Origin of the sequence: Nocardia sp. NPDC049526 (assembly GCF_044465765.1) — a bacterium.
Lineage (GTDB): Bacteria > Actinomycetota > Actinomycetes > Mycobacteriales > Mycobacteriaceae > Nocardia.
In genome coordinates this window covers 417,083-436,300 of record NZ_JBITMA010000008.1, presented here as the reverse complement: position 1 = coordinate 436,300, position 19,218 = coordinate 417,083, and the positions used below count along the sequence as shown (strand labels likewise).

Sequence of the window (19,218 nt, the reverse complement as noted above, 5' to 3'; positions counted from 1 at the left end):
TCGGCCTTCCTAGTGGGAGAGTTCAAGTCCGGTCGGCGTGCGCCAAGACATTGGTCAGGACGTGGCCGATGCGGGCGAGGGCGGATTCGGAGGTCATGCGCCAGTGCGTGGCCTGGACGGCGTGGTTGTGCACGGTGCCGTCGACGGCGTCGGACCAGCCGGCCGCGCCGGTGGCCCCGGTGGGGTCGTCGAGTGCGGCGGTGAAGTAGACGAGATTGCCCTTATAGGGCCGTGGGCGGTAGCGGGTTATGAGTTCCAGTGCGTGCGTGCCCGCGTCGAGGAGCCGGCCGAGCCGGTCGATTCCGAAGGATGCGAACGGTTCCGGAAGTTCGGCGATGCGCCGGGCGAGTCGGGTGCGATCGAGTTCGGTATCGGTGTCGTCGGCCTGTTCGCCGAGTAGCCCGCCGAGCAGATCGGCCACCGGCACCGTCGCCGTCTCGTCCACTGTGATGTGCAGGGGGCTGTCCATCATGGCCAGCAGCGCGACATGTTGGCCCTGGTCCTGTAATTGGTTCGCGACGGCGTGTGCGAGTACACCGCCGAGTGACCAGCCGAGCAGATGGTAGGGACCCTCGGGCTGTACGGCCCGGATTTCGCGGACATAGTGTCCGGCCCAGTTCTCGATGGAATCCGGTGGCGGGGCCGCCGAATTCAGCGCCGGGGACTGGATGCCGTAGATGCCGCGCTCCGGATCGATATGCACGGCCAGACCCGCGAACGACCAGGCGACGCCGCCGACCGGGTGGATGCAGAACAGCGGTTCGCGAGAACCTCCGGGGCGCAATGGCAGTAGAACATCGAAGGCGGATTGCGCGTCTACGCGGCCGCGGCCGCAGCGGTGCAGTTCCAGTTGCGTGAGCAGACCCGCGGGTGTGGGTGCGGCGAACAGCCATACCACCGGGATCTGTTCGGCGAGTGCGGTGCCCAGCTGAGTTGCCAGTCGCGTGGCGAGTAGCGAATTGCCGCCGCGTTCGAAGAAGTTGTCGTCCATGCCGATTCGCTCGACCTCCAGCGACTCGGCGAAGACGGTGCAGACCAGCAGCTCCAACTCCGTTTCCGGGGCGCGGAATTCTCGGGTGCCCAATTCGGGTTCGGGGAGTGCGGTCCGGTCGACTTTGCCGTTGGCGTTGAGCGGTAGGGCATTGAGTTGGGTCAGCACGGTCGGAACCATGTAGCTCGGCAGGGTTTCGGTCAGTGCGGATCGCAGCGCGTTCGGATCGAGCGGCTCGGTGGCGGTGAAATACCCGACCAGCAGGTCACCGCGATGGGCAACGACGACGGCCTCGGCGACGGCCGGACGCGAGCGCAGCGCGTGCTCGATTTCGGCGAGTTCGATGCGGTAGCCGCGCACCTTCACCTGGAAGTCGCGGCGCTCCACATATTCGAGATTGCCGTCCGCACCCCAGCGGACCATATCGCCGGTTCGATACATCCGGGTGCCGGGTGCGCCGAATGGGTTGGCCACGAACCGTTCCGCGCTCAGGCCGGGCTTGCCGTGATAGCCGCGGGCCAGCTGTGCGCCGCCCAGATGCAGCTCACCGGTCACGCCCGTCGGCACCGGGTGCAGCCGGTCGTCGAGTACGTAGACCTGGTTTCCGGATTCCGGTGTGCCGATGGGGACGACCGTCTGGCGGGTACCGGCGCCGGTGCGGAACCGGGTCACCGAGACCGCTGCCTCGGTGGGGCCGTACAGGTTATCGATCCTGGCGGCGGTGAGTGCGCCGATCCGGTCGACGGTCGCGGCGGGCAGTGCCTCGCCGATGACGAGCAGACGCCGCAGCGATCTCGGCAGTCGCTGATCGCCGCGGACCTCGGCCAGCATGACCAGCAGCGACGGCACCAGCGTCACCGTGGTGACCGAGGCGCGCCGGATCAGATCCAGCACGCTCGCCGGATCACGTTGTGCGCCGTGCGGTGCCAGTACGACTCGGGCCCCGGTGCGCAAGGCCCACCAGAACTCCCAGACCGAGAGATCGAAGGCCGCCGAGGTCATCAGTAGCGTGGCATCGTCGGCTGCTAGCGCGTATTCCGTTTGCAGCCAATCCAATTGGTGTGTGACCGCAGCGTGCGCGACGGCGACACCCTTCGGGGTTCCGGTCGATCCCGAGGTGAAGATGACATAGGCGATGTGTGCGGGAGTCAGCGTGGACAGCCGCTCCTCAGCACGAATCGGACTGCTGTCGAGAACACCGGCGGCCACCGAGATATCCAGCACCACATCGTGATCCGCCACCGGTTCCGGCAGCATCGACCGCTCGGCCGAAATCAGCACGAGGGCCGGGTCGGCGGCGGCGAGTACGCTCGCGGTCCGGTCGAGCGGGTGGGCCGGATCGAGCGGGACATACGCGCCGCCGGCAGTCACCACCGCGTACATCGCGACCAGCAGGTCGACACTGCGCGGAATGGCCAGGGCCACCCGCGATTCCGGGCCGATGCCGCGAGCGATGAGCGCACGGGCGAGTCTGTTCACCCGCGCGGCGAACTGGCCGTAGGTGACCGTTACGCCGTCATCGACGATTGCCACCGCTTCGGGTGTCTCGGCAACCTGGGCCTCGAAGGCGGCGATGAGGTCGGCAGGGGTGAATTCGTGTTCGGTCCGATTCCAGGACACCAGCATCCGGTCGCGCTCGGCGGTGTCCAGCAGCGCCAGGTCTCCGACCGCCAGCTGCGGTTCGGCGCAGATGGCGGCCAGCAGGCGTTGCAGTCGTCCGGCGAAACCGGCGACCGTGGCTTCGTCGAACAGTGCGGTGGCATAGGTGATCGATGCGGCCATGCCTGCCGCATTTCCATCCGGGCCGTAGCGGTCGGTGACAACCAGATGCAGGTCGAATTGCGATACCTCGGAGTCGAAATCGACTGCGGTGGCGGTCGATCCGTCCAGTGCGAATTGCGCGTCGGCCTGGTTGTGGAAGGAGAAGCCGACCTGGAACAGCGGATGCCGCGCGGTCGAGCGCTCCGGATTCAGCACCTCGACCAGCCGCTCGAACGGTACCTCGGCATTGGAGAAGGCGGCGACATCCGCGGCGCGCACCCGAGCCAGGAGTTCGGTGAAGCCGGTAGCCGCGTCCACCTGGGTGCGGAGCACGAGCGTATTGACGAACATGCCGACCACATCGTCGAGTTCGGCCGCACCACGGCCCGCGACGGGAGTACCGACTGCGATATCGGCGCTGCCGGACAGGCGGGCCAGCAATACCGCGAAGGCCGCGTGCAGGACCATGAACAGTGTCGCTCCGGTGTTCCGGCCCAAATCCGCCAATCTCGCCTGCATGTCGGCATCGATGGTGAAATCGACATGTCGGCCGCGGGTGGAGACGATCGCGGGTCGGGGGCGGTCAGTGGGGAGCGTGAGCTGTGCGGGCAGTCCGGTGAGGGTTCGGGTCCAGAACCCGAGTTGCCGGGAGATCAGCGAATCCGGATCGTCCTCGCTGCCGAGCAGGTCCCGTTGCCAGCGGCTGAAATCCGCGTATTGCACCGCCAGCGGGGTCCACTCCGGCGCAATGCCGTGCTTACGTGCGGCGTAGGCGGTCATCACGTCACGTGCTAGCGGCACCAATGACGAACCGTCGGCGGCGATGTGGTGCACGACGACTACCAGCACATGCTCGCCGAAATCGGTCGGACCAGCGACCGGACGGAACAGCCTGGCGCGCAATGGAACCGAGCCGGTGACATCGAATCCGCCGCCGACGAAGTCCGCCACGGCGGAGGTCAGATCGTCGACGGGCACCGGAATCGGGGCCAGCACCGGCGCTCCCGCATCGGCCATCGGCAAAACTATCTGTATCGGGCCGCTTTCATGCTGCGGGTATACGGTGCGCAGCACTTCGTGGCGTTCGACCACGTCGGTGATGGCCGCGTTGAGTGCCGCGATATCGAGATCGCCGGTCAGCCGCACTGCCAGTGGGATGTTGTAGGCGGTGGACTGGCGGTCGAGGCGGTTGAGGAACCACATGCGCTGCTGTGCCAGCGAAAGCGGTATCGGATCGGTGTCGGTGCGCCGGGTCAGTGCCGGATGTGCCTGCGTCGCGGTGGTGTCCAGAGCGGCGGCCAGGGCCGATACAGTCGAGTTCTCGAAGACGAGTCGCACGCTGACCGAGGTGTCCGATCGAGCGCCCAGCCGTGCGGCCAATTGTGTTGCGGTCAGGGAGTTTCCACCCACGGCGAAGAAGTCGTCATCGAGACCGACCGCTGCCAGGCCGAGCACCTCGGCGAAGACCTCGGCCACGATCCGTTCGGCGGCCGTCTCCGGTGCGCGGAAGTTCGCGGTACGGAACTCGGGTGCGGGCAGTGCCTTGCGGTCCAGCTTGCCGACCGGCGTCAGCGGGATCTCGTCGAGGACCATGATGGCGGCGGGCACCATATATGCGGCCAGCGAGCGCGCGGCGAAGGCGGTCAGCTCCGCGGTGTCGATCGCGCGGTCCGCTACCACATACGCGACCAGCGAAACCGAACCCGCGGCATCGGTGTGCCCGATGGTCACCGCGAATTCGACGCTCTCGTGGGCCGAGAGCACCGCGTCGATCTCACCGAGTTCGATGCGCAGACCGCGCACCTTCACCTGATGGTCGGCACGTCCGACGTACTGGATAGCGCCGGATGCGCTCCAGCGCACCAGATCGCCGGTCCGGTACAGCCGCCCGCCCGCTGGACCATAGGGATCCGCGACAAAACGATCCGCCGTAAGTCCCGCCCGCGCGTGATATCCGCGAGCCAGACCTGGCCCGCGCAAATAGAGTTCGCCGGTCACCCCATCCGGGACGGGTTGCAATCGAGTATCGAGCACCGCCGCGGACATGCCGTTGATGGTGGTGCCCAGATCGAATTCGCCGGGCCGCAGCGGTGCGCTGATATTGGTGATGATCGTGGTCTCGGTCGGGCCGTAGGTGTTGTGGAACGCACGCCCGGTTGCCCAGCGTCGCACCACCTCCGGGCCGTAGGATTCGCCGCCGACGGTCAGGCGGGCGAGTTCGGGCAGTTCGGTCGGATCCAGTGTTTGCAGCACGGCCGGGGTGATGAAGGCGTGGGTCACCCGTTGATCCCGGATGAGCGCGGTCAATTCCACGCCGCCGTAGACACCGGCGGGTGCGATCACCAGTGCGGCGCCGGCGGGCAGGGCCAGCAAGAGCTCGAGCATGGCGGCGTCGAAACTGGGCGATGCCACGTGTAGGACGCGCGATGTCGCGGTGACCTGGTAGCGATCGCGCTGTGCACGCGCCACTCCCGCGAGTCCGCCGTGGGTGGCGAGTACGCCCTTCGGGGTGCCGGTCGACCCCGAGGTATAGATCATCCACGCGGGATTGGCCACGCGGACCGGTCGGACCAGCTCATCGGGAGCAATGGGTGCCGCGCTCGAATGCCGCATGCGGGCCGCCGTGGCCGGTGCGTCGAGTACCAGCCATTCGGTGGCGCCGGGCAGCGCCGGGCGGCATGCGGTGAGCGTAAGGCCCACGGTGGCACCGGAATCCGACAGCATGTGTGCGATTCGATCTGCCGGATACGTCGGGTCGACGGGGACGAAGGCCGCACCGGTCTTGGCCACCGCCCAGACCGCGAGCATGGATTCGGCTGAGCGCGCGATGGCCACGGCGACGAAGTCCTCGGCGCCGATGCCGTGTCCGATCAGCATTCTGGCCAGGCGGGACGAGTGCTCGTCCAGTGTGCGGTAGGTCAGCTCACGATCGTCCGAAATCAACGCGAGGGCATCGGGATTCAACGCGACTGCCGCGGTCATCAGCTCGGCGAGGGTATTCGGCGGCACCGGTTCATCGCCCCGCCTGGCCAGCAGTTCGGTGCGTTCGGCCGGAGTGAGCACATCGACGGTGCCGATCGGCGCACTTGGATCCGCGGTGAGTGCGCCGATTACCCGACCGAAACGGCGAAGCAGTCCGGTGGCGGTTGTCTCATCGAAAAGGTCTGTCGCGTAGTCGAGTTCGATTGCCAGGTGACCTTCGGCGTCGAGTTCTGCCGCGACGGTGAACTGGAGATCGAAGCGCGCCACCGGTTCATCGAATTCGACAGCCGTCAGCTCCAGGCCCGGCAGCGTGGGTTCTTCGGCGCCGGTATTCAGATAGCTCAGCGCCACGGTGAACAGCGGATGCTTGGACTGTGAGCGCTCGATGCCGAGTTCGTCGACAACGCGCTCGAACGGCACGGTCGCGTGGGCGAACGCGGCCAGATCGTTTGTTCTGGTTTCGTCGAGTAGCTCGGTGAACGAACGGGCCGGATCCGGATATGTGCGCAGCACCAGGGTGTTCACGAACATGCCGACCAGGTCGTCCAGCGCCGCCGCGCCGCGGCCCGCGACCGGTGTTCCGATGGCTATATCGGCGGAGCCCGACAACCGGGCCAGCAAGACGGCAAGTGCGGTGTGCACCACCATGAACGGTGTCGCGTTGCGACGCACGGCAAGTTCGTGGATGCGGGCGCCGACACCACCGCCGATGCGGGCGCGCACCGTGCCGCCACGCTTGGACGCGACAGATGGACGCGGCCGATCGGTGGGCAATGCCAGTTCTTCCGGCAGATCCCGCAGCGCTTCGGTCCAGTACGTGAGTTGTTCGGCCGCGACCGAATCCAGCTCGGCCGTCTGCCAGAGTGCGTAATCGGCGTACTGTGCGGCGAGCTCCGGCCAGACCGGGGTCCCGCCGACGACTCGGGACAGGTAGGCCGACAACAGGTCTCGCAGCAGTGGGCCCATCGAATAGCCGTCCGCCGCGATGTGGTGCAGCACGGCCACGAGCACATGGCTGGTCGCGTGCTCCCGCAGCAGTATCGCGCGCACCGGCACCTCGGCGGTGATATCGAAGCCGGTGCCGAGGAAATCGGCGATTCGCTCGTCCACCGAGCTGCGGGCCTCGACCACCAGGGATACCGGGGCCGGTTCGGCGGGCAGGATCACCTGGTGTCCGATGCCGTTCGCATCGGCCGGATATACCGTGCGCAGTGCCTCGTGACGGGCGATCACGTCCGTGAATGCGGCACACAGCGCAGCCTGGTCCAACTCGCCGCCGATGCGCACCGCGACCGGGATATTGTGGGCGGCCGAGTCCGGGTCCAGCCGGTTGAGGAACCACATGCCGCGCTGTACCGGCGCGAGCGGAATGCGCTCGGGGCGGCGCCCGGCGATCAGCGGTACGACCTGGTCATGTGCGTGCGCGGTCAGGCGTGCCGCGAAGGCGTGCACGGTGGGTGCCTCGAACAGCAAGCGCACGGGCACACGACCGAGCCGCTCGCCGAGCCTGGCCAGGACTCGGGTGGCGATGAGTGAGTTGCCGCCGAGGTCGAAGAAGTTGTCGTCGGCACCGATCGGCGACCGCGCGAGTACAGCCTCGAATGCCTCGGCCACCAACCGTTCGGCCGGGGTGACCGGCGCACGGTAGGCGACACTGTCGAGTACCGGCTCCGGCAGCGCCTTTCGGTCCAATTTGCCGGAGGTGTTGAGCGGGAAGGCGGCCAGTACGACGATCGCCGACGGGACCATGTACGACGGCAGCGCATCCACCGCGGCCGCCAGAACTGCCGCGCGCACATCTTGTGCATCACTCACCACATAGCCGACGAGCCGGTCACCGACCACGCCGGCTGCGGCCTGCGAAACACCGGGCACCGCCGCGAGTACGGCCTCGATCTCGCCGAGCTCGATGCGCTGGCCGCGGAACTTCACTTGGAAGTCGGTGCGGCCCAGGTACACGAGTTCTGGCAGGACGCCACTGGAGTCCCAGCGCACCAAGTCGCCGGTGCGGTACATGCGTTCGCCCGCAGGTCCGAATGGGTTCGCTACGAACCGATCCGCCGTCAGATCGGGCCTGCCGTGATAGCCGCGGGCGAGTTGGGCGCCTGCGAGATACAACTCCCCCACGACCCCGGGCAGCGTCGGTCGCAGCCGGGAATCCAGCACGTACACGCGACTGTTCCATTCCGGATTGCCGATCGGCATGACAGTGCGTTCGATTTCACCGGTGACGTCGCGGTAGGTGATGCTCACCGCGGCCTCGGTCGGGCCGTACAGGTTGTGCAGGCGCGCGGAACTCACCGCGCCGAAGGCACGCACGGTCTCGGCAGGCAGTGCTTCGCCGATGACGAATACCGTGCGCAATGTGTCGAGATCGGCAGCGGTTTCGATATGTCGCGCGAACTCACTCAACATCGATGGCACGAAATCGGTGACAGTGACGCCATATTCGGCGATTGCGCCGGCGAGGTACCGGGGATCGCGGTGGCCCTCCGGAGTGGCCAGCACCAGCGTTGCACCGATGCGCAGCGGCAGGAAGTAGCCCCACAGCGAGACATCGAAGCTGGTCGCCGTCTTTTGCAGGTATACGTCTGCAGCGGTCAGCCGGTACTCGGACTGCATCCAGGTCATCTGGTTGACGATCGCGGCGTGGGAGACGCTGACGCCCTTGGGTTTTCCGGTCGAACCGGAAGTGAAGATCACATAGGCCGGGTTCTGCGGGTGAATCGGCGCGGTTCGCTCGTTGACCGCGATCGGGTCGTCGGCATAGTGAACCAGCGCGACGGTATCGACGCACACTGTCGCACCGGCGTATCCGAAGTCCCGGCGATCACGCTCGGTTGTGAGCAGTGCGATGGGTGCGGCGATGTCGATGATGTGAGCGGTGCGCTGGGCAGGATGGTCCGGGTCGATCGGTACATAGGCGCCGCCCGCCTTGAGCACCGCGTACATGGCGACCACGAGATCGGTTGAACGCCGAATCGCCAATGCCACCAATGACTCCGGGCCGACGCCGGTCGCGATCAGATATCGGGCCAGCCGGTTGGTCCTGCGGTCCAGTTCGCCGAAGGTCATGGTGGTTCCGTCGAAGACCAAGGCGATATCGTCCGGTGTCGCGGCGGCCTGTTGCTCGAATTCGTCGAGCAGCATTTCCGCGACGAAAGCGGTGTGCGCGGAGTCGTTCCATGCGGTCACCACCCGTTCCAGCTCACCGGTCTCGAACAGATCGATATCGCCGACCACCTGTTCCGGATGCTCGATCACCGCGCCGAGCAGGCGGATCAAGCGTGCACCGAACGTCGCGATGGTCGACTCGTCGAAGAGATCGGTGGCGTAGGTGAACCGCAGGAGGTCGTCGGCGACGGTCAGTTGCAGATCGAATCGTGTTGTCTCGTAGTCGATCTCGTATTCGGCGACTGTGCCGCCCGCCAGCTCCACCGATACGGGAGCGAGATTCTGGAAGAACAGCGCGATCTGGAACAGCGGATGCCGTGCCTCGGAGCGCGGCGGATCCAAGACCTCGACCAGCCGCTCGAACGGCACATCGGCATTGGCGAAGGCATCCAGGTCACCGTCGCGGACCCGACGCAGTACGGCGGCGAAGGAGTCCGAGCCCACCACCTCGGTGCGCAGCACCAGTGTGTTGACGAACATGCCGACGAGGTCATCGAGGGCGGCGGCACCGCGGCCCGCGATCGGTGCGCCGATGGCGATGTCATCCATGCCGGACAGTCGCGCGAGCAAGGTGGCAAGCGCGGCATGGACGACCATGAACGGGCTGACGTCGTATCGCGTAGCGATGGTGGCTATGCCGTCGTGGATCGCGGCATCGAGCCCGATGGTGGTGCTCGCGGCGGCGTGACTGGCAATGGCGGGACGCGGCCGATCCGAGGGCAGATCGAGCTGAGCGGGCAACCCGCCGAGTACGCGGCTCCAGTAGCGCAATTGCTGTGCGGCCACCGATTCCGGATCGCCCTCGACTCCGAGGATCTCGCGGTGCCAGAGGGTGTAATCCGCGTACTGCACACGCAGATCTGCCCACGTCGGTGCGGTGCCGGTGGCCCGTGCCGCGTATGCGGTGGCGATATCGCGAGCCAGCGGGGCCATCGAGAAGCCGTCCGCCGCAATGTGATGCACCACGAGGGCGAGTAGGTGCTCGCGATCCGACAGGGTGGCCAGGCCGATGCGCAGCGGTATTTCAGTAGTGACGTCGAAAGGTGTGGCAACCAGGTCTACCAGTGCCGACGAACCCAGCTCGACGATTTCGGGCATGTGCGTCGTGGCCAGAATCCGCTGGAAACCGGTGCCATCGATATCCGGGTATACGGTGCGCAGGGTTTCATGCCGGGCGACGACATCGGCCAGCGCGGCGGCGAGCGCATCGGTGTCGAGATCTCCGGTGAGCCGGATCGCGACCGGAATATTGTTCACCGTCTCGCCGGGATCGAAGCGGTTGAGGAACCACATCCGTTGCTGTGCGGGCGAGAGCGGAATCAGGTCGGGGCGTTGGCGCGCGGTGAGCATCGGACGAGCGCCGGTGCCGGTGAGCAGGGCGGCGCGGGTGGCTATTCCGGCGACGGTCGGTGCCTCGAACACGATCCGCACGGGGACTTCGGCATCCAGCGCGGCACCGATCCGGCTGGCCAGCTGGGTGGCGATCAGTGAATTGCCGCTGAGTGCGAAGAAGTTGTCGTCGGCACCGATTCGCTCGATGCCGAGCAGTTCGCCCATGATCTCGGCGACGGTCTGTTCGGTCTCGGTCGAGGGAGCTCGGTAGGTCGCGGTCTCGAATACGGGAGCGGGCAGCGCGGTGCGATCGAGCTTGCCCGAGGTATTGAGCGGGAAGGCATCCAGCACGACGAAGGCCGAGGGCACCATATAACCGGGCAGTGCGGCGGCCATTTCCGCGCGCACGTCGTCGATATCGACTGCGAGGTCGGCAACCAGGTAAGCGACCAACTGATCGCCGACGCGCTCGTCGCTACGCACCACGACGACGGCCTGGTCGATGACATCCAGTGCGGTGAGCGCGGATTCGATCTCGCCGAGTTCGATGCGCAACCCGCGCAGCTTCACCTGGAAGTCGGTACGGCCCAGGTACTCCAGCTCGCCGTTCGCAGTCCACCGGACGAGGTCACCGGTGCGATACATCCGCTCCCCCACGCCGCCAAGAGGATTCGCGACGAAACGTTCAGCGGTCAGCGCCTGCCGACGTACATAGCCGAGCGCCAACTGCGCACCTGCGAGGTACAACTCACCGGGCACACCCGCCGGCACCAGCCGCATCCGTGCATCCAGCACCAGCAATCGGGTATTGAATACCGGCTTGCCGATCGGCACCGACTCCGCATCGGCAGCGGTCACCTCGTGGAAGGTGACATCGACCGCGGCCTCGGTCGGCCCGTACAGATTGTGCACGCGGGCACCGGTCAGCTCACCGGCCCGCTGCGCGGTCGGCGCGGGCAGTGACTCACCTGAGGCGAATAGCGCTCTCAGCGTGACGCATTCGCGTGCACGGGGTTCGGCTAGGAATACCGCGAGCATCGAAGGCACGAAATGCGCGACGGTGATTCCTTCATCGCAGATCAACCGCGCCAGATAGGCCGGATCCCGGTGACCGTCCGGCCGCGCGAGCACCAATCGCGCTCCGATCTGCAACGGCCAGAAGAACTCCCAGACCGAGACGTCGAAGGTCGCGGGGGTCTTCTGCAAGACCGCGTCGTCGATGTGGAGCCCATACTCGGACTGCATCCACACCAGGCGGTTGACAATCGCGGCATGTGACACCGCGACGCCCTTGGGACGGCCGGTCGAACCAGAGGTGAAGATGACATACGCGGGGTGGTCCGGCAACAGCACGCCGAGACGATCCTTTGTGGTCAGCGCCGCGGGTGAGTATCTCGTCAGCTCTAGACGATCGATCCGAACCTGGCGTGCCGCAACAGTCTCCAGATCAGTCCCCGAGGTCAGCACCCACGCCGGGCGCGCGGTCTCGAGCACGAACGCGATCCGGTCGGCCGGATGGTCGGGATCGAGCGGCAGGTACGCGCCACCGGCAACAGTGACCGCGTACATGCCGACCACCAAGTCGAGCGAGCGCCGCATGCCGAGCGCGACAACCGAATCCGGGCCTACGCCATGCCCGACCAGCCATCGCGCCAGCCGATGGACCCGGCCCGCGAACTCGGCATACGTCAGCGTCGCTCGGCGACTCGATGAGGGGTGGTGGTCGAGCGACGGGTGGGCAGGACTCGGCCCCTCGAACGTCACCGCGGTCGCGTCGGGTGTCCGCAGCACCTGTTCCTCGAACAGCGAAACCAGAGTCTGTGACCGGTTTATCGCGAACGAAGTGTCGTTCCATCGATTGAGCAGGGACAGCTCGTTGTGGTCCAGTAGCTCGATATCGCCGACGCGTATGGCGGAATCGGCGACCACCGCCTCGAGTAAGCGCACGAAGCGGGCCGCGAACGATTCGACCGTCGCCCGGTCGAACAGATCCGTCGCGTAGCGCATGACCGCACGCAGCGCGGTACCGTCGCCCTCCGCCAGTTCGAGCGCCAGGTCGAACTGGGCGACCTGATTGTCGATCGGATACGCGGCGACCTCGAGCCCAGGTAGGCGCAGCACCGTATCGTCGCGGTGCTCGAAGGTGAGCAATGTCTGGACGATCGGCGAATGCGCCTGTGAACGCACCGGATTCAGCTCGTCGACCAGTCGCTCGAACGGCAGATCGGCATGTGCGAAAGCTCGGACGTCGGTGGCACGCACCCGGGCGAGCAGTTCGGCGAAGGTCGCCTCGGCCGCCACCTCGGTGCGCAGTACCAGGGTGTTGACGAACATGCCGACCAGATCGTCCAGCGCCGCCTCGGCCCGGCCCGCGACGGGGGTCCCGATCGCGATATCGTCCGCACGGCCCAGGCGGGCCAACAGTGCCGCATAAGCGGCGTGCAGCACCATGAACGACGACGCCCCGTGCTTGCGCGCCAGATCCGCGATCGCGGCAGTCAGTTCCGAAGTGATGGCGAACTCGACCGCTGCACCGCGACCGGAGGCCACGGCGGGGCGCGGCCGATCGGCGGGCAATTCGAGCACCGGGGCGAGTCCGTCGAGTTCGGTGCGCCAGTGCGCGATCTGGCGGGCCAGGACGGAGTCGGGATCGTCGGCCGAGCCGAGCACTTCGTGCTGCCACAGTGTGAAGTCCGCGTACTGGACCGGCAGCGGCTGCCACCGCGGTGCCGCACCTTCGGTGCGGGCGCTGTATGCCGCCATCAGATCCCGCGCCAGCGGGGCCGTCGAGACACCGTCGGCGGCGATGTGGTGCACCACCACGACGAGCACATGATCGTCGGACGCGACCCGGAACAGCGTGGCACGCACCGGTATCCGGGTGCGCAGATCGAACCCGACGCCCGCGCGGCCGACAACCGCTGCGGCGAGGTCGGATTCGGTGATATCGACCTGCCGCAGCTCCAATTCGGTCGATTCGGTCACCACCTGCACGGGACCGATACTGTCCGCAGGGAACACGGTGCGCAGCGACTCGTGCCGGGCGACGACATCGCCCAGTGCGGCACGCAGCGCTGCTTCGTCCAACGCACCGGTCAGGCGGATGGTGATCGGAATGTTGTAGACGGCCGATTCGGGATCGAGCCGGTTCAGCAGCCACATCCGAGTTTGCGCCAGCGACAACGGAATACGCTCCGGACGATCTCGTGCCGCCAGCGCGGGCCGCGCGACATCGGCGCGCGTCACCCGCAGTGCCAATTCGGCCACGGTCGGGGCCTGGAAAATCTCGCGCACGGTCAGCGCGCTACCGAAGGCCGCGTTCGCTCGTGCGACAAGGCGCATGGCCAGTAGCGAATTACCGCCGCGTGCGAAGAAATCGTCATCCGCGCCGATCCGCACGCCACCGATCAGATCAGCTATCAGTGCGGCCAGCACCGATTCGGTGCCTTCCTGCGGTGCACGGAATTCCATTGCGGTACCGGCGACTTCGACGGCGGGAAGCGCCGCGCGATCGAGTTTGCCGACCGTGGTCAGCGGCATATCGTCGAGCACAACCAGCTGCGCGGGCACCATGTATGCAGGCAGATGCTCGCGCACCTGCGCGAGTACCGCATCCGAGGACAGACCCGCCCCACTGATGTAGCCGACCAGACAGTCGTAGCCGGAGGTGTCGCGCGTCGATATCACCGCGGCATTCGCCACGCCCGCCACCCCGGCCAGCGCCGACTCGATCTCCCCGAGCTCGATCCGCTGACCACGCAACTTGATCTGGAAATCATTGCGGCCCAGATAGATCAGATCGCCGCCGCGATTCCAGCGCACCAGATCTCCGGTGCGATACATCAACCGCCCGGGCACACCGAACGGATCGGCCACGAAGCGCTCGGCGGTCAGCCCGGCGCGGCCGTGATAGCCGCGGGCCAGTTGGTCGCCGGCGAGATACAGCTCGCCCGTGACACCGACCGGGACCGGCCGCAACCGTGCGTCCAGGACATAGGCGCGGGTATTCCAGCACGGACGACCGATCGCGACATCACGGCCGGAATCGGCGTCGGTGAATTCGTGATAGATCGCCGAGATCGCCGCCTCGGTCGGGCCGTAAGCGTTGTGCACCGCGCCGCCGGCATGTTCGCGAATTGCGGCGAGCAGGTCCGGGGTGAGCGCCTCACCGCCGCAGTGCAGATGGCGAAAGGAGCGCAGCGCATCACCCATGCCCTCACCGATGAGCGCCGCGAGTACCGACGGCACGTATTCGGCGATGGTGATGCCGTGTTCGCGCAGCAACCCGGCGAAATACGCCAGGTCGAGGTGGCCGCCCGGGCGCGCGATCACCAGCGGTGCACCGACCGCGATCGGCAGGAAGCATTCCCACACCGAGACATCGAAGGTGAGCGGGGCACGCTGCAGAATGCGGTCGGCTGCGGTGACGCCGTAGCGGAATTCGAGCCAGCGCAGCTGGTTCATGATGGCGCGGTGGGTGACCGCGACGCACTTCGGTCGGCCGGTCGAGCCGGACGTGAACAGCACGTACGCCGTATTGTCGCGGCGCAGTGGAGCCCTGGCGCGCGGCGCGGTGTCGAAGCCGCTGAGATCGGTGAGATCGACGACGCGGACGTCACCGAGATCGGGCAGTTCCGCGCCGCCGACGGCCAACACCAGAGCCGGGGCGGCACTGTCGATCACCTGCGCGATCCGGTCGGCCGGATGGGTCGGATCCAATGGCAGGTAAGCACCGCCCGCGCGCACGATCGCGAATACGGCCACCAGCATGTCGACAGATCGCAGCGCGGCGAGTCCGACGATCGTCTCCGGACCGACACCTGCCGAAATGAGCCGACGCGCAAGGTGATTCACCTTGGCTTCGAGTTCCGCGTAGGTCACCGACGTGTCCTCGAAGATCACCGCAACGGCATCGGGTGTCGCGGCCACGCGGGCTGTCAGCAGATCGTCGAGGGTCTCGGCAGGCAGTAGCCGCGCGGTGGCATTGCGATCCGACAGCAGCAGTCCGCGTTCGGCCACCGACATCAACTCGACATTGCCGACGAGTGTTCGCACGTCACGCACCATGGCGCGTATTACCCGCTCGAAACCCGCCAGGAATCCGTCGACGGTTGCCTCGTCGAAGAGATCCAGCGCGTAGTGCAAGTGCACATCGATGCCGTCGGCCGCGCCGTCGGTGTCGTAGCGGTCAGTCAGCGTCCAGTCCAGATCCAGTTGGATCGGTGCGGGCCCGATATCGAGCGCGGCAATATTCAAACGGTGCAGTCGGAAGTCCGGCTTGGACTGGTTCTGCAATGTCATCGCCACCTGATACAGCGGCGCATGTGCCTGCGAGCGAGCGGGATTCACCACATCGACGAGCCGTTCGAAGGGCACCGCGGCGTGCTCGAAGGCGGCCAGATCCGCAGTACGGACCGTGGCCAAGAGCTCACCGAGCGTGGCGTCGGCGCGCACTTCGGTACGCAGTACCAAGGTATTGACGAACATGCCGACGAGGTCGTCCAGGGCTTCGTCACCGCGACCGGCGACCGGCGTACCGATGACGATGTCCTCGCTCGCACTCAGGCGGCTCAGTAGTACCGCGAGCGCGGCGTGCAGCACCATGAACGGGGTGACGCGATGGGTGGCCGCCACATCCTGGATGCCCCGGTGCAATACCCGATCCAAACGGCCGGTAATGGCACCGCCTCGGTTGGCGGCTACCGCGGGCCGCGGCCGGTCCGTGGGCAGCGTCGATACCTCGGGAACGCCCGCGAGCCGACCGGTCCAGTACCGCAGCTGATGGGCCAGCAGCGAACCCGTGTCGTCGGCCCGGCCGAGCGCATCGCGCTGCCAGATCGCGAAGTCCGCGTACTGCACGGCCAGCGGACTCCACGAAGGTGCGACATCCGCACAGCGAGCCACATAGGCGGTGGCAAGATCCCTGGTCAGCGGCGCGAAAGACCAGCCGTCGGCGGCGATGTGATGCACGACGAACAGCAGTACGTACACCTGTTGACGGGACCTGCTGCCGGAGTCACCGTCGTCGATTCGGAGCAGCCGGACGCGCAACGGAACTTCGGTCGTGACATCGAATCCGGTCTGAGCCGCGGCGGCGACGAGTTCGGGCAACTCGGCCGCGGTCACCGCACGAGCGACGAGTTCCACCAACCTGGTCCCGGCGGGCAGCACCACCTGCGTCGCGGCGCCGTCGTGTTCGGGATAGATGGTGCGCAGCGTCTCGTGCTTGGCGATGACATCGGCAATCGCACGTTCCAGCGCGGGCACATTCAGCACACCGGTGAGGCGCAGTGCGAAGGGGATGTTGTATCCGCCACTCGCGGAGTCGAATCGGTTCAGGAACCACATGCGCTGCTGGGCGATCGACAGCGGAATCGGCTCATTGCGATCCTGAACCGTCAACGGTGGCAGGGCCGGAGGTGCCGCCTCCTGTTCGACCGTGATCCGGCGCGCCAGCTCGCGCACTGTCGATGCGTCGAAGACGGTGCGCACGGGTACATCCGCGCCGGTTGCCTTGGTCAGCCGGGCCGCGAGTTGCGTGGCGATGAGCGAATTGCCGCCGAGGGCGAAAAAGTCGTCATCCGCACCGACCGGGTCGACGCCGAGCAGCGCGACGAATGTTTCGGCGACAAGGGTTTCCGCGAGATCGCTGGGCGCACGGAATTCGGCAGCGGCAAAAGCTGGGGCGGGCAATGCTTTTCGATCCAGCTTGCCGGAGGTCGTGATCGGAAATTCGTCCAAGACGACATAGGCGGACGGGACCATGTAGGCGGGCAGCCGCCGCGCGAGTTCGGCGCGAATGCTGTCGGTATCGAGTTCACCGTCCGCCACCAGGTAGGCGACCAGTTGGTCGCCGTGGTCGTCACGAACCAGGACGACGGCCTGCGCGATTGCGGCAGCCGACAGCAACGCCGACTCGATCTCACCGAGTTCGATCCGCAGGCCGCGGACCTTCACCTGGAAGTCGGTGCGGCCGAGGAATTCCAGCACACCCCGCTGATCGGCCACTCGCCAGACGACCAGATCGCCGGTGCGATACATCCGGGTACCGGCCGGACCGAACGGATCGGCCACGAACCGCTCACCGGTCAGATCGGCCCGACCGAGATAGCCGCGGGCCAGCTGCGCACCGGCCAGATACAGCTCACCTGGCACACCGACAGGCACTCGACGCAACCGCGCATCGAGCACATACGCGAGGGTATTCCAGATCGGCCCGCCCATCGGCAGCTGACCGCCATCGCTGTCGGTCACCTCGTACGCGCTGACCTCGACCGCCGTCTCGGTGGGCCCGTACATGTTGTGCACCCGCGCGCCGGTAGCCGCCAGCGCCCGCTGCGCGATGATGGCGGGCAGCGCTTCGCCTGAGCAGAGCACGTGCCGCAGTGTCGGCACATCGATATCGTCCGCGACGAAGACAGCGAGCATGGACGGTACGAAATGCGCGATCGTAATCGACTCGCGCCGAATCAGATCCGCCAGATACACCGGATCCTGATGACCATCCGGACGTGCCAAAACCAGCCGGGCGCCGACCTGCAACGGCCAGAAGAACTCCGGCACCGAAACATCGAAGGTCACCGGCGTCTTCTGCAACAGCGCATCGGTGCCGTCGAGCGCGACTTGCGCCGACTGCATCCACAGCAGCCGGTTCACGATGCCGCGGTGGCTCATCGCGACACCCTTGGGCCGACCCGTGGAGCCCGAGGTGAAGATGACATAGGCGGTATTGGCGGCCCGCAGCGGCGCGCGCCGATCCGCATCGATAATCGGCGCGGCCGCGTACCCGGAAAGGTCGAGTCGATCGATACGGATCTGTGTGGCGGCGATATCCAGATCCATGCCCGAGGTCAGCACGCAGAGCGGAGCGGCGGTATCGAGGATGTGGCGGGTGCGTTCGGCCGGATGGTCCGGATCCAGTGGTACATAGCCGCCGCCCGCCACAGTGATGGCATATATGCCCACCACCAGATCGATCGAGCGCCGCATGCCGAGTGCGACAAGCGAATCCGGGCCAACGCCCTGCTCGATGAGCCGGCGCGCCAGCCGGTTCACCCGTCCGGCGAATTCGGCATAGGACAGGGTTGTCCCCTCGAAGGTGAGCGCAGGCGCCCCTGGAGTGCGCACCACTTGCGCGGCGAATAATGAAGCGAGCGTCTGGGTTTCGTCGACAACGTGCGTCGTGTCGTTCCAGCGGTCCAAGATCGATCGTTCGTCCGCAGCCAACAGCTCGATCTCGCCGATCCGGGTCTGCGGCGCACCCGCCACAGTGGCGAGCACGCGCCGAAAGCGACTGACGAACGCGGCGACGGTCGCCGCATCGAACAAATCGGTGGCATAGCGCAGGCTGCCGGTGAGCCCGTGATCACCGGCGCGTTCGTTCATCACCAGGTGCAGATCGAATTTCGCGGTGGTATCCGGTGATTCGAGCGGTTGCACCGTCAGCCACGGCACCTCGAGCGCCCGACTGCCCGCGACAATGCGCGGTGCCGTACCGAAGCTGAAAAGCACCTGGAACAGCGGGTGCGCGCCGGCGCTCCGGTCCACGGCCATGGCATCGACCAGCCGCTCGAACGGCAGATCGGCATTGGCGAAGGCAGCGAGGTCGCAATCGCGTACGCCCGCGAGGAGTTCGGTGAAGGTGGCTGCCGCATCGACCGGGGTGCGCAGTACCAGGGTGTTCACGAACATGCCGATGAGCGCGTCGAGTTGGCGTTCGCCGCGACCGCCGACGGGCGAGCCGATCACTACGTCATCGGTGCCGCTCGATCTCGCAATCGTCGCCGCGAAGGCCGCGTGCACCACCATGAACAGCGTTGCGCCGCTGCGATGTGCGAGTACGCGCAGGGCGGCGGCCAACTCGGGATCTATCTCGAAATCCACTGCGGCACCACGATTCGAGGGCAGCGCGGGGCGGGGCCGGTCGGTCGGCAGCGCGAGTTGCGTCGGCATACCGTCGAGGGCCGCGCGCCAGAATC

General features: G+C 66.7%; 1 protein-coding gene (running past one end of the window). It reads right to left on the bottom strand.

All coding sequences use genetic code 11. The features are described 5' to 3' along the window. Positions 1–22 precede the first annotated feature (22 nt). On the bottom strand, positions 23–19,218 hold the 3' portion of the coding sequence (locus tag ACIBW7_RS26460) for a non-ribosomal peptide synthase/polyketide synthase (protein WP_397050687.1). Its footprint extends 5,974 nt past the window's final position; 19,196 of the gene's 25,170 nt are visible here — the last part of the coding sequence; the start codon falls outside the window, past its right edge; it ends in the stop codon at positions 23–25.